Consider the following 13,572-nt stretch of genomic DNA (forward strand, 5'->3'; position numbering starts at 1 on the left):
CTCGCGGGTCGCTGAGGGGAGCAAAGTGCTCGACAAGACTGGCAGACATGGGAAACTCCTAGGGTTCGTTTCCCGATAGACTGCCGCAACTGATTCTATTCGCAAAATTTTATACGCGCTCGCCCTGGCTGCTCAGTGAATTGACCAGCACAGATGGGTCATCCTAAACAGCGCATTTGAACCGCAGATTGGGCTGATGGGCTGATGCGGCAAGCGCGATCTCGCGCTCATACGCCGAGCGGAATCGAGACGGTGCCTCCAAACGGAATCGCGACGGTGCCTCCAAACGGCATCGAGACGGTCCCGCGCTAGAATGGCTCGTCGGTCACGATCGGCTTACGCTCGATCTTCGCCCGCGCCTGCATCGCTGCGAGCACGGCGTCGACGTCAGCCGCCGCTAGCGCCCGCGTCAACATGCGCGCCTCGGCCTCCAGCTCAGTCGGGTCGAGCTGAGATGGATCACCCTCCTTGACCTCAGATACGACGACGACATAGGCGTCCCCGGAGTCGCTCGCGGTGGTACTGCCGACCCGTAACGCAGCATCGGCGGCGGGCGGCGGCAGCGAGAAGGCCAGCTGCGTCACCTCGGGCGGAGGCTCGGTCGCGACGCGTCCGATCTGGCCGGCATCCACCACATCGAAGCCTTCCGCAGCCGCGGCGAGTTCCTGTCCGCCCTCGACCCGCGCAACGATCGCTTCTGCCTCCGCCTTGGCCGCATCGGCCGCCTGCTGCGTCTCGAGCAGCGTGACGATCTCGTCGCGCACCTCCTCAAGCGGGCGCACCGATGGCTCGCGATGCTCGGCGACGCGCAGCACCAGCGCCTGCATGGCTTCAGGATCAGGCTCGAGCAGCTCACTATTGTTTCCGAGTGCCAGCACCTCCTCACTGAATGCGGCGCCAACCACGCGTGGATTGGCAAACAGACCTTCGCCGCCGCTCCGATCGATCCAATCGCTAAGTTGGACCTCTAGGCCTAAGGTCTCGGCCGCGGGGATCAGGCTGTCCGGAGACTCATAGGTCAGCGTAGCGAGCTGCTCGGCCTGCTCGAAGAACGCGGCCTCTGAACTGCCGCTGTTGAGATCGGCGATCAGTTCCTCTTTCACCGCCTCAAAGGGCTTGGGCTCGCCCCCGCGCACCTCCAAGACCTCGACCAGATGGTAGCCGAAGCGGCTGCGTACTGGCTCGCTCAAGGTCTCGGGCTGGATGGCGAAGACCGCCTGCTCGAAGGCAGGATCGAGCGCATCACGGCCGACCCAGCCGAGCTCGCCGCCCTGCCCGGCACTGCCGGGGTCCTCCGAGACCTCGGCGGCGACGGCAGCGAACGACTCACCCGCAGTGATCCGCTGCTGGACCTCTTGCAACCGCTCGCGCGTCTCATCAAGCGCATTCTGATCGGCATCGACTGGAACGCTGAGGAGGATATGCCGGACCTTACGCTCCTCGGGTGCCGTAAACGCATCGAGCTTGAGCTGATATTGCTCACGTAAGCTGGCCTCATCGAGCGACTGATCTGGTCTGGAAAGGTCAGCGGCATCCAAAAACAGATAACTGACCCGCACCTGCTCCGGGGTCGCGAACTGGTCTTGGTGCCCGTCGTAATAAGCAGCAATGGCCTCATCCGTCGGCGGCTCGACCGTCTCCGTGAACGTCGACTGCGGCACAGTGGCGTAAGCAACGATGCGTTCTTGATGCACCAAGCTCGCGCTTCGCTCGGCTAAGGCATCGGTAACGAAGGCAGTCTCACGGATCGCCCGCGGCAATTGACTGAGGAGTAACTCGCTGCGCAAGGAATCCTCATAGGCTGCCGGACTCAGCCCCTGCAGTCGGAGCACCCGCTCATACTGCGCATTGGAGAAGGCGCCATCCTGCTGGAATGCCGGCTCGCTGAGAATCGCTGCGCGAATCGCCTGGTCTGAGGTCCTCAGTCCCATCGCCGCCGAATCCTCCAGCAGCAAGGTTTCGCGGATCATCCGCTCGAGCACCTGCTGGCGTATTCGCTGATCATCGAATAGCGCCGGATCATAGGCATCGCCCAACCGATCGCGCAGTTGGATGCGCGTTCGATTAACGTTCTGATTAAAGGCGCGCTCGGTGATTTCGGCGCCGTTGACACTGGCGACAACAGGCTCAGCTCCGCCCCCAAAATAGGAGTCGATACCCCAGAAGGCGAACGGGATCGAGATCAGGATGATGATGGCCCAGGCGACCCAACCCTGTGCGCGTTCTCGAATCTCCTGCAACATAGCTCGTAGGACTCAACGTGCGAGGGAATGACCGGACAAACGAAAACGGGGTACCCAGAGTGGATACCCCGTATCGGAGAGATGGCGGAGTGGACGGGACTCGAACCCGCGACCCCCGGCGTGACAGGCCGGTATTCTAACCAACTGAACTACCACTCCACGAAACTGTGACGCCAAACTGACCTCGGGGTGCCGATGATGGTGGGTGCTGCAGGGATCGAACCTGCGACCCTCGCCTTGTAAGGGCGATGCTCTCCCAGCTGAGCTAAGCACCCCCGACGAAGCACTCCCGATACCAGGAGCCCAATCGCAGGGCAGTTGACGAGACTTTGGATAATCGAAGCATGCATCCGAAGGACGGCATGCAACTCATCCGAAGTAAGCGATCATTGTATCGCGTCCTTGAGCGCTTTACCAGCCTTAAAAGACGGGTTTTTCGATGCAGCGATCTGGATAGCAGCGCCGGTCTGCGGGTTGCGGCCGGTTCTCGCAGCACGCTCTTTGACCGCAAAGGTGCCGAAACCGATGATCGAGACTGTCTCACCATTCTTCAGGGTGGATGCAACGGAATCTGTCAACGCATCCAATGCACGCGCTGCTGCCGACTTCGAGATATCCGCCGCCTCAGCCATCGCGTCAACAAGTTCTGATTTATTCATTGTTCCCCCTGATTGGCGCCAGGCCTTGGCGCCAAGATATGTTGCGAAATTGCCAAAGATGCCACGACCCAGGCCTGAGGCCCGAGCCGTAACCGTTTAAACTACTGAGACGTCGACCTCAGCCGCCGATTGTTAAGGACCACCCAAGAGGTGTCAACCCGAAAACCAGCAACCACGCATGTTCGGCGCAAATGCTCAGTGCAAATGTCGGGCGCAAATGCTCAGTGCAAATGTCGGGCGCAAATGTCCTGCGCAAACCATCGACACAAACGCTCAACACGCATCGCGACGCCCTTGGCATCGCCATCAAACGCTCGAGCGCCGGTCAGTGGTGGGTGCGAACGCCAGATTCGACACTCTTGCCGTCCTCGACAGGGGGCGCGGCCTCTTGCGGCGCATCGTCTTCTTCCTGCCGCGGCGCAGGACGCGCGGCAAGCGCGAGCTCAAGCACCTCATCGATCCAACGGACCGGACGAATATCGAGGCTCTGTTTGATATTCTTCGGGATATCAACCAGATCACGCTCGTTCTCATGCGGAATCAGCACCTGCTCGATGCCGCCGCGATGCGCCGCGAGCAGCTTTTCCTTGAGCCCGCCGATCGGCAGCACTTCACCGCGCAGTGTGATCTCGCCGGTCATCGCCACACTGGAGCGCACCGGCACCTTGGTCAGCGCGGACACCAGCGCGGTACACATGGCAACGCCCGCGCTCGGCCCATCCTTCGGCGTCGCACCCTCGGGCACGTGAATGTGCATGTCGTACTTCTGGTGGAAGTCGAGATCGATACCCAGCGACTCGGAGCGCGAGCGCACCACCGTCATCGCCGCCTGGATCGACTCCTGCATCACGTCACCCAGCTGCCCGGTAAAGGTGAATTTGCCCTTGCCAGGGACCAGTGCCGCCTCGATGCGCAGCAGTTCGCCACCGACCTCGGTCCAGGCCAAACCGGTGACCTGGCCGATCTGATCGTGCTCGTCGGCGAGGCCGAAGCGGAACCGACGGACGCCCAGGTACTTGTCCAACAGTTTGGCGGTGACGGTGATGGTCTTCTCGCGCTTGGTGACCAAGATCTCCTTGACCACCTTGCGGCAGATCTTCGAGATCTCGCGCTCAAGATTCCGCACCCCGGCCTCGCGCGTGTAGTAGCGCACGAGATCGCGTAAGGCCGCCTCGCGGATCACCAACTCGCCGCTCTTGAGCCCGTTGTTCTTCATCTGCTTCGGGATCAGATAGCGCTCGGCGATATTGATCTTCTCATCCTCGGTGTAACCCGAGAGCCGGATCACCTCCATGCGATCGAGCAGCGCCGGCGGGATATTCAGCGTGTTGGCGGTAGCGACGAACATCACCTCCGAGAGATCGAAATCGACCTCGAGGTAATGGTCGTTGAAGGTGTTGTTCTGCTCCGGGTCGAGCACCTCGAGCAGCGCCGAGGCTGGATCACCGCGGAAGTCCATCGCCATCTTGTCGATCTCATCGAGCAAGAAGAACGAGTTCCGCGAGCCAGCCTTGGAGAGATTTTGGATGATCTTACCCGGCAGTGCGCCAATATAGGTGCGTCGGTGACCGCGGATCTCGGCCTCATCGCGCACCCCACCTAGCGACATGCGCACGAACTTGCGGTTCGTCGCCCGGGCGATCGATTGCCCAAGCGAGGTCTTGCCCACGCCAGGCGGTCCGACCAGGCACAGGATCGGTCCCTTCAGCTTACGCACGCGCTGCTGCACGGCGAGATACTCGGTGATGCGCTCCTTGACCTTCTCAAGCCCATAGTGATCCGTATCCAGGACCTTCTCGGCAACGCTGACGTCGTTGCGAATCCGAGTGCGCTTCTTCCAGGGCACCGAGACCAGGGTATCGACGTAGTTGCGCACCACGGTGGCCTCGGCGGACATCGGCGACATCAGCTTGAGCTTGTTCAGCTCCTGAGTCGCCTTGTCCTTCACATCCTTGGGCATCCCGGCCTCTTCGATGCGCTTGCCAAGGTCTTCGAGCTCGTTCGGCGCATCCTCAAGCTCACCGAGCTCCTTCTGGATCGCCTTCATCTGCTCGTTCAGATAGTACTCGCGCTGATTCTTCTCCATCTGCCGCTTGACGCGACCACGGATGCGCTTCTCCATCTGCAGGATGTCGTTCTCCGACTCCATCAGCCCCATCAGATGCTCGAGGCGCTGCTGTACATCGACCATCTCGAGCACGCGCTGCTTCTCATCGAGCTTCAGCGACATATGTGCGGCCATGGTATCGGCCAGCCGGCTCGGCTCATCGATGCTAGCCAGTGAGGTCAGCACCTCCGGCGGCACCTTCTTGTTGAGCTTGACGTATTGATCGAACAACGCCACCGCCGAGCGCATCAGCACCTCTTGCTCGCGCTCGTCGGCTTCAAGCGTTTCACCGAGCGGCGTGACCGTCGCGCTGAAGGTATCGTTAGTCGACAGATAGCGGCTCGCCTTGGCGCGCTGATGCCCCTCAACCAAGACCTTGACGGTTCCATCGGGCAGCTTCAGCAACTGCAACACGTTAGCAAGCGTGCCGATGTGGTGAAGATCTTTCACCGAGGGATCATCGACATCGGCGTTCTTCTGGGCGACCAGCAGGATCTGCTTGTCGCTGGTCATCGCCGCGTCCAGCGCCTTGATGGATTTGTCCCGGCCGACGAAGAGCGGAATCACCATGTGCGGATACACCACGACGTCGCGTAGCGGTAGCACCGGGATCACTTGCCCCGATGTCAGTGCGTCTAGCGCCTGAGAGTCCAAATCAGTCTTGCCCATATTGCTGTGCTCGTCATCTAACGCTCCTCGAGGCAACCGACCGCAGCGTTGAGGCGGCGGAATCGAGAAGGCGGGTTTCGCATAAACGCCCTACTGGGAGGGAGGTTAGGGCAGCGTTCAATCGGTTCAATCGCTGCGGCTCAGACAGCAGGCGCAGAACGGGCGCCTATCGAGGCGCCACCCCGGGAACTGCGCATCGAGCGAAAAGTGATCGTGAGCGACGCGGTTGGACCTCGCTCAGACTCAGCGGGCAAACGCACCGAGATGGCCAAGATACAGCGAGCTGGCCAAACGCACCAGAGTAGACGAGGGATCAGGCCCGCAGCGCATCCGCTCCGCCGCCGCTCGCCTTGATCGCGCATCGCCATCCCCGTGGATGAAGCGGCTGCTCCATGCCAACATTGATAGCGCGCCGCCACCTGTACGATGAGGCGGCGGTCTCACGCTAACCACGTCAGTACGACGCTCGTCAGTCTGACGCGGCGATACGGGGTTGCTCGCCACCATCGTAGATCACGAGCGGCGGGGTCTCGCCATTGACGACCGAGGCGTCGACGACCACCTTACTGACATCATCGATTGACGGAAGATCATACATGGTATCGAGCAACACCTGCTCCATGATGGTCCGCAGCCCGCGCGCGCCGGTCTTGCGCTCCATGGCCTTGGTGGCAATGGCGCGCAGTGCGTCATCGCGCAGCTCGAGCTCGCAACCTTCCATCTCGAACAGGCGCGCATACTGCTTCGTTAGCGCATGCTTGGGCTCGGTCAGGATACGGATCAGCGCCTCTTGATCAAGCTCTTCGAGCGTCGCCATCACCGGCAGTCGGCCGACGAACTCAGGGATCAGTCCATAGCGAATCAGATCCTCGGGCTCGACGTGGCTCAGCAGCTCACCGATGGCCCGATCGTCATTCTTACTATGAACCTCGGCCGAGAAGCCGATCCCGGTCTTCTTCGAGCGATCCCGGATCACCTTATCCAGCCCCGCGAAGGCTCCGCCGACAATAAACAGGATGTTGCTGGTGTCAACCTGCAAAAACTCCTGCTGCGGATGCTTGCGTCCACCCTGCGGAGGCACCGAGGCGATGGTGCCTTCAATTAGCTTGAGCAGCGCCTGTTGCACGCCCTCGCCAGACACATCGCGGGTGATCGAGGGATTGTCAGACTTACGCGATATCTTGTCGATCTCGTCGATGTAGACGATGCCGCTCTGCGCCTTTTCGACATCGTAGTCGCACTTCTGCAGTAGTTTCTGAATGATGTTCTCGACATCCTCACCGACATAGCCGGCCTCAGTGAGGGTCGTCGCGTCGGCAATCGTAAAGGGCACATTGAGCAGCCGCGCCAGGGTCTCGGCAAGCAAGGTCTTGCCAGAGCCAGTCGGACCGATCAACAGGATGTTGCTCTTCGAGATCTCGATGTCTTCCTTGGCGTCAGAGACCTCAAGTCGTTTGTAATGATTGTAAACTGCAACCGAGAGAACCTTCTTCGCCTTCTCTTGGCCAATCACAAACTCATCAAGCGACTCGTTGATCTCACGCGGCTTTGGCAGACGGCTGGTCGCCTCACCGAGACCTTCTTGCATCTCTTCCCGGATGATATCGTTGCACAGCTCGACACACTCGTCGCAGATAAAGACCGACGGACCCGCGATCAGCTTGCGCACCTCGTGCTGACTTTTACCGCAGAACGAGCAGTACAGAAGCTTTCCTTCGTCGCTCTTTCCATGGGTGTTGCTCATAGATCATCTCTCCGGGCTAGGCGCTGCGGGGGCCGGAAGGCAAGGTAATGGGATGGATCAGGCTGAAGCGAGTCGGCCACCGCGCTTAACTCGATCATAACCCGTCAAGTGGAGATGGCAACCGCACATCTAGACCTGCGTCACGATATAAGTCATTGCAAGCGGGATACCAACTCCTCACCAAGCCGCAGCGGATAAATATGTCCTTCCGCTACAGCAAGACGCTAAGGAGCCTGTCAGCCCCGACCTCAGTCAGTGGGCTTAGACCGCGTATCCAAAACCCGGTCGATCAGGCCGTAGGCGACGGCATCCTCGCCGCCCATGAAGCGGTCTCGCTCGGTATCGTCGGCGATGCGCTCGATGGGCTGCCCGGTATGGTGGGACAGGATCTGATTCAGCTGTTCGCGCGCATGCAGAATCTCGCGCGCGTGGATATCGATATCGCTCGCCTGACCTTGGAAACCGCCCAAGGGCTGGTGGATCATGATCCGCGAGTGTGGTAGGCAATAGCGTTTGCCCGCCGTTCCGCCGGCGAGAAGCAGCGCGCCCATGCTCGCCGCTTGGCCGATGCACATGGTGCTGACCTCCGGGCGGACAAACTGCATGGTGTCATAGATACCCAGCCCTGCGGTCACGGAGCCGCCAGGTGAGTTGATGTAGAAGTGGATATCCTTGTCTGGATTTTCCGACTCCAAGAACAACAACTGCGCAACAACGAGGTTGGCGACGTGGTCGTCGACCGGGCCAACCAGAAACACCACGCGCTCCTTCAGGAGGCGGGAAAAGATATCGAACGAACGCTCGCCGCGTGCAGTCTGCTCAACCACAATGGGGACGAGCCCTAGCGCATGCGGGTCGGTGCGCCGATCGGTATTGTCGATGTACATGTTAATCAGGAGCTAAGCTGGTTTAGGAAGAAACTGTTTGGGAATCAATAGGAGACGCCCCGGCTACTGCTGAGAGGTCAGCTCGCTGAAGCTGATCGGGTCGTCGGTCACCTCGATCTGCTCGAGCACGCGCTCAACGACCAGATCCTCGAGGACGACGGACTCAACCGTCGCCAGGCGCTGACGATCAGCGTAGTAATAGTCGATCACGGCTTGGGGATCATCGTAGGTCGCCGCCATTTCTTCAACCGATGAGCGAACACGCTCCGGGTCAGGCGTCAGTTCGTTAGCCTTCACGACCTCGCCGACGATCAGACCAAGCGCAACCCGACGCTGCGCATTATCGGCAAAGATCTCATCCGGCAGCTTGAACTCAGAGCCAGCCCCCAGGTTTTGGGTCATCTGCCGACGCAGCGACTCGATCTCGTCAGTGACGAGGGCTGATGGAACCGTGATGGGATTCGCCTCGAGCAGCAGATCCATGACCTGGTTTTTGATCCGAGCCTTAACCCGCTCCGATCGCTCACGCTCGAGGTTGGCCCGCACATCGGCGCGGAAGCGCTCGAGATCACCGTCGTCGACGCCGAACTCAGCGACAAACTCCGCATCAACCTCGGGCAAGCTCGGCTGCTCGACCGTTTTCACCCTGACCTTGAACTGCGCAGGCTTTCCGGCCAGGGTTTTCTTCGGATACGCTTCCGGAAAGGTGACATCAATTGAGCGCTCATCGCCCGCACTTGCGCCAACCAATTGCTCTTCGAAGCCAGGAATGAAACGGCCGGCGCCGATCTCGATCTGCACGCCCTCGCCCTGTCCGCCTTCGAAGGCCTCGCCATCAACCTGGCCGTCGAAATCCACAGTGAGGCGATCGCCGGTCTCGGCCGCACGCTCAACCGCTTCCCAGCGCTTACGCTGCTGGCGCAGGCGCTCGATCGTCTCCTCGACGTCGGTATCGGTCACCTCGACCTGCGGGCGGGCCAAGGTGCGACCTTCAAGTGACGTTAGCGTCACCTCGGGAAGCACCTCAAACTCGGCGACGTAGGCGTAGCGTCCGACGGCCTGGTCGAGGTCAGGCTCGATCTCTGGACGCCCAACTGGCCGCAGCTCGGATTCAGCGATGGCCTGCGGGTAACTGGCCTCGACGCGCTCACCGAAGACCTCCAGGCGCATCGAGTCTCCATAGCGCTGACGCAACACGCGCAGCGGCACCTTACCCGGCCTGAAACCAGGCATGCGCGCAGAGCGAGCGATGTTTTGCAGCCGTTTTTCGATCTCCTGCTCGATATCCTCAGCAGGGAGCTCGACCTTCAAACGTCGCGTGAGACCGTCCCCAGTCTCGACCGATACTTGCATTGTTAGTCTCCAGCCATGGTGCCTGCGGCACCAGGAAAACAGGCGAAAATAGCACTAAAGGCGCCATGAGACCAAGCTCAGACGCCACAACCCATGAACCCCGCTACCGCAGGGGTGAGAATCTTGGCAGGATCTGCCGCTGCCTGCCAGCGAACACCAACCGTGGTGGACGACGCGAATAACCGCTTGGACCAGCGCAGAACCAAGACCTAGCCGGGACCGACCACCTGAAGTGCGGGCCTAGCGCGTAGTCGCTTTGCCGCCTCGTACTCTTCATCGGTCATCTGGCTGCCAACGATATTGCGCAGCAGCTCGGCATCCCTGTCGCCCTGATCAATCGCAAGCGACAGCCAATAGTGCGCCTGTGCCAGGTCGATCGTAACGCCACGCCCTTCGGCATAGATCAGGCCAAGGGCATAGAAGGCGTCCACCTCGCCTCGCGCTGCCGCTTCTCGCACCCGCAGAACGGCGGCTGGGTCGTTGCGCAGTAGGATGAGATCTTTGAGGTAGCTATTATCTGCCATGGTCGCTCGCTGCCCGTCGATAAAGACTGAGCGGTGCACATGAAAAGCACATGAAAAAAGGCGGGGAAACCCCGCCTTACCTCGTCGCTCGCTTAGGGCCGGGCCCTGGGCCAGTCGCCCGTGTGCGGTGACCGGCCGCAAGCCCGCGGCGAGGTTTGCTCAGCCTTTAGCCCACTTCGAGAAGTTATCGGTACTCTTCTCCTCGCCATCGCTGTAACCAGCTTCATAGGCCTCAGTCAATCGCTGCTCCTCACGCTTCGGATTCTGCAGGAAACCGCATTGCCAGCCCTGAATGTATTCGTCATCGACGCCGAGCTGTTCCATCTTGGTGACAGCGTCGTAGTAAAACTGGTTCATCGTCCACTCTCCGGTCAGCTGTTGAGATTCGGTTGCAAATCTTATGGTTGCGGCAGCCATTAAACACTGGGCTGCCGCCTGATCCAAGCCCTTGACGGGAGCGCGTCGGACCGGTTGCCGAAGCGCCTCGCGCGCAGGGGATCTCCACAATGCGCGCTCGCCCGAATCTGGCTTAACGGATAAGAATACCGCTTATTTCTAATGCGCACCAGCACCAGAGGCCCGTCGGCCGGTGCACTGCGGATCCCCGCAAAGACACCTTAAGGCTCACCTTAAGGCTCACCTTAAGCGGAATCGCTTGCGATTAGGCGTTGGACAACCCAACCTCTGACAAGGATGAAGCCGCGCCGGGCGATGCAACGGCATCTGCCCGGACCTCTGCTCGCGGCACTGACCCCCGATTGACGACAGGAGAACCCCCAACGATGCGTCCCGCCCAGTTGTTATCCGTCCTCGAGCGCGAGCTCACCAGCGCCGCGGAGGGGCATCACACGCCGGTCATGCTCTGGGGCCCACCGGGTGTCGGAAAATCCCAGATGATTGCGCTGGTGGCGGAACGCCATCAGGTGCCAGTGATCGACATCCGACTCTCGCAGATGGAGCCGAGTGACCTGCGCGGCATCCCGTTCCGGGTCGATCAGCACGTCGAGTGGGCGATACCCGCGCTGTTGCCCAGCGTCGAACGTCACGGAGAAGCCGGAATCCTCTTTCTCGACGAGATCACCTCAGCGCCCCCAGCGGTTTCGGCCGCAGCCTACCAGCTGATCCTCGATCGCCGACTCGGCGAGTACCAAGTCCCGAAGCACTGGGCGATCTTCGCCGCCGGCAACCGGCAGGGCGACCGCGGCGTCACCTATAGCATGCCAGCGCCGCTGGCCAACCGCTTCTCGCATTTCGAGGTCGACACGCACCTCGACGACTGGGTCGCCTGGGCCTATGCGAACGGCATCGATGAACGAGTCATTGCCTTCCTGCGCTTCCGCCCCGAGCTGCTGTTTGATTTCGATCCGGCCCACAACCCAGTCGCCTTCCCATCGCCGCGCTCCTGGGAATTCGCACATCGCGCCCTGCAAAAGTTTCAGAATGATCCGCAGCTGCTGCAAGGAACACTGCAGGCCTGTGTAGGGCCGGCAGCCGGGATTGAGCTCGCCGCTTTCGTTGCGAGTATCGATCAGATGCCAGATCTCGACGCTATCTGTCGCGGTGAGGCAGTGCCCGTGCCGAGCGAGATCGATCTTCAGTACGCCATTGCCGCAGCACTGGTCGGCAAAGCAATCCGCGCCCGCGGCAGCGCTGATCAAGAGACCGTCATCGGCAACATCCTGGTCTACGCCGGTCGCTTTCCACAGCGGGAGATGGGAGTCATGTTGGTCTCTGATCTCCATCGCGCCATCGGCAGCGACCTGTTCGAGGTCCCAGCCTTTGCCGACTGGGCGAATGCCATCGCCGATGTCATGCTCTACAACTAGACCTTTAGAAACCGTCTATCAACTTCTTCCCGATTTGAGGGCCTGTGTTGGGCGATAATCAGGAAGTAGAAAATGGACAGCCACTTAGAATAGACCTCTAGAATTTAACGGCTTGTACCGGGACATCTATGGCTGCAGATTTCATCGGCGACATCCACGCGCATCCTCAGGGCGAATGCCCGAGCGAGGTCAGCCCGAGCCTCGACGCGCAAGACCTGCAAGCGATCGAGACCAAGCTCTCGTCCGCGCGCACCCGGCTGATCCTCGATAAGCCGTTCCTGGGCGCGCTCGTGCTGCGCCTGCCCATGCAGGCCGCTAGCCAGGACTGGTGTCCGACGACGGCCACCGATGCCCGCACCTTCTACTACAACCCGACCTATATCGATGCACTGACGCTCGATGAGACCCAGTTCATGCTAGCGCACGAGGCGCTGCACTGCGCCCTCTCGCACTTCGCGCGCCGGCAACATCGCATCAAGCATCGCTGGGATCTGGCCTGCGACTATGCCATCAACCCACTGCTGGTCGATGATGGCCTGAAGCCACCGCCCAATGCCCTGCTGATGCCGATGTATAAGGGCATGACTGCCGAGGAGATCTATCCGCTGATCGACGACAACGATCAGTCAGAGACCCTTGACACCCATGCCTATGATCGTGACGCCGATGGCCAGGGCCAACAATCCGGCATGGATGAGCGCGACCTCGATCGTCAACAACGCCAAAGCCAAGCCGAAGAGGGCGAGCAGGGCCAGGGTCCGCCGAAGTCCGCTGAACAGCGCCAGCAGGGTCGAGCGAACGGCGAGCAGGCGCCAGACCCGGAATCCAGCCCAGAAGCAAACTCCGCGCCCCCGCCGCTAACCCCGGACGAGCAAGAAACCCTGCAGGTGCAATGGCAGCAACGCATGGCCGGTGCCGCGCAACAGGCGCTGCAGGCGGGCCGTCTCGGCGGCGAGCTCAAGCGCATGATCGACCATCTGCTGCAACCGCAGCTGCCTTGGCGCATGCTCCTGGCGCGTTACATGAATGGCCTCTCGCGCCATGATTACAGCTGGTCGCGACCGTCACGCCGCGAGGGTGAGCACATCCTCCCGAGCCTGCGCAGTCAGCGTATCGACCTGGTCGTCGCCATCGACACCTCGGGCTCGATCAAGGATGCCGAGGTGGAAGAGTTCATCAACGAGGTCGACGCGCTCAAGGCCCAGGTTCAGGCACAGGTCACCCTGCTGCCCTGCGACAGCGTGCTCTGTCCGGGCTCGCCCTTCCGGTTCGAGCCCTGGGAGCGCTTCGAGCGTCCGCGCGAGCTTCAGGGCGGAGGCGGCACGAACTTTAGGCCGGTATTCCAATGGGTCGAAGATCAAGGACTCAGCCCAGACCTGCTGGTCTACTTCACGGATGCCGAGGGCGCTTTCCCGGAACGCGAGCCCGCCTATCCAGTCATCTGGCTGGTCAAGGGCCGCAGCCCGGTCCCTTGGGGTCAGCGGGTTCAGCTGAATTGAATGAAGAGCGAAGTGAAGGATGAAGGGTGAAGGATGAAGGATGAAGGGTGAAGGGTGAAGG

Annotated in this window: 10 protein-coding genes and 2 tRNA genes; 2 read left to right on the forward strand and 10 right to left on the reverse strand. The window is 60.8% G+C overall.

The window, feature by feature from the left end; genetic code table 11:
* Positions 1-308 precede the first annotated feature (308 nt).
* The 10 genes from CKO42_RS19230 to CKO42_RS19275 all read right to left on the reverse strand — a co-directional run bounded on the left by CKO42_RS19230 (position 309) and on the right by CKO42_RS19275 (position 10,543).
* Positions 309-2,243 carry a SurA N-terminal domain-containing protein gene (locus CKO42_RS19230; protein WP_200247580.1) on the reverse strand — a complete coding sequence of 645 codons (1,935 nt, stop codon included), beginning with the start codon at positions 2,241-2,243 and terminating at the stop codon, positions 309-311.
* An 82-nt stretch (positions 2,244-2,325) separates the two neighbouring features.
* Positions 2,326-2,402, reverse strand: a tRNA-Asp gene (locus tag CKO42_RS19235).
* A gap of 40 nt (positions 2,403-2,442) precedes the next feature.
* A tRNA-Val gene (locus CKO42_RS19240) sits at positions 2,443-2,518 on the reverse strand.
* A gap of 111 nt (positions 2,519-2,629) precedes the next feature.
* On the reverse strand, positions 2,630-2,962 hold the full coding sequence (locus CKO42_RS19245; protein ID WP_338034960.1) for an HU family DNA-binding protein: 333 nt from the start codon (positions 2,960-2,962) through the stop codon (positions 2,630-2,632).
* A gap of 265 nt (positions 2,963-3,227) precedes the next feature.
* Positions 3,228-5,678, reverse strand: coding sequence for an endopeptidase La (gene lon / locus CKO42_RS19250; RefSeq protein ID WP_200247584.1), 2,451 nt, complete (start codon positions 5,676-5,678; stop codon positions 3,228-3,230).
* Between the two features lie 469 nt (positions 5,679-6,147).
* Complete coding sequence (gene clpX, locus CKO42_RS19255) at positions 6,148-7,422, reverse strand: ATP-dependent Clp protease ATP-binding subunit ClpX (protein WP_200247586.1); 1,275 nt, start codon at positions 7,420-7,422, stop codon at positions 6,148-6,150.
* Positions 7,423-7,670: 248 nt separating this feature from the next.
* Positions 7,671-8,309: an ATP-dependent Clp endopeptidase proteolytic subunit ClpP gene (clpP, locus tag CKO42_RS19260; protein ID WP_200247588.1), complete on the reverse strand. Its 639-nt coding sequence runs from the start codon at positions 8,307-8,309 to the stop codon at positions 7,671-7,673.
* 63 nt (positions 8,310-8,372) lie between these two features.
* Positions 8,373-9,662: a trigger factor gene (tig, locus tag CKO42_RS19265; RefSeq protein WP_200247590.1), complete on the reverse strand. Its 1,290-nt coding sequence runs from the start codon at positions 9,660-9,662 to the stop codon at positions 8,373-8,375.
* 209 nt (positions 9,663-9,871) lie between these two features.
* A complete protein-coding gene (locus tag CKO42_RS19270) occupies positions 9,872-10,186 on the reverse strand; it encodes a sel1 repeat family protein (RefSeq protein ID WP_200247593.1) in 315 nt (104 codons plus the stop codon).
* A 159-nt stretch (positions 10,187-10,345) separates the two neighbouring features.
* On the reverse strand, positions 10,346-10,543 hold the full coding sequence (locus tag CKO42_RS19275; protein ID WP_200247595.1) for an Alvin_2107 family globule sulfur oxidation protein: 198 nt from the start codon (positions 10,541-10,543) through the stop codon (positions 10,346-10,348).
* A 425-nt stretch (positions 10,544-10,968) separates the two neighbouring features.
* Here CKO42_RS19275 and CKO42_RS19280 point away from each other — a divergent pair, with 425 nt between their 5' ends.
* Together CKO42_RS19280 and CKO42_RS19285 are read left to right on the forward strand one after the other, a co-directional pair.
* Positions 10,969-12,012, forward strand: coding sequence for an AAA family ATPase (locus tag CKO42_RS19280; protein ID WP_200247597.1), 1,044 nt, complete (start codon positions 10,969-10,971; stop codon positions 12,010-12,012).
* 128 nt (positions 12,013-12,140) lie between these two features.
* A complete protein-coding gene (locus tag CKO42_RS19285) occupies positions 12,141-13,511 on the forward strand; it encodes a vWA domain-containing protein (RefSeq protein WP_200247599.1) in 1,371 nt (456 codons plus the stop codon).
* Positions 13,512-13,572 lie beyond the last annotated feature (61 nt).

The organism is Lamprobacter modestohalophilus (genome assembly GCF_016583905.1).
Taxonomy (GTDB): Bacteria; Pseudomonadota; Gammaproteobacteria; order Chromatiales; family Chromatiaceae; genus Lamprobacter; species Lamprobacter modestohalophilus.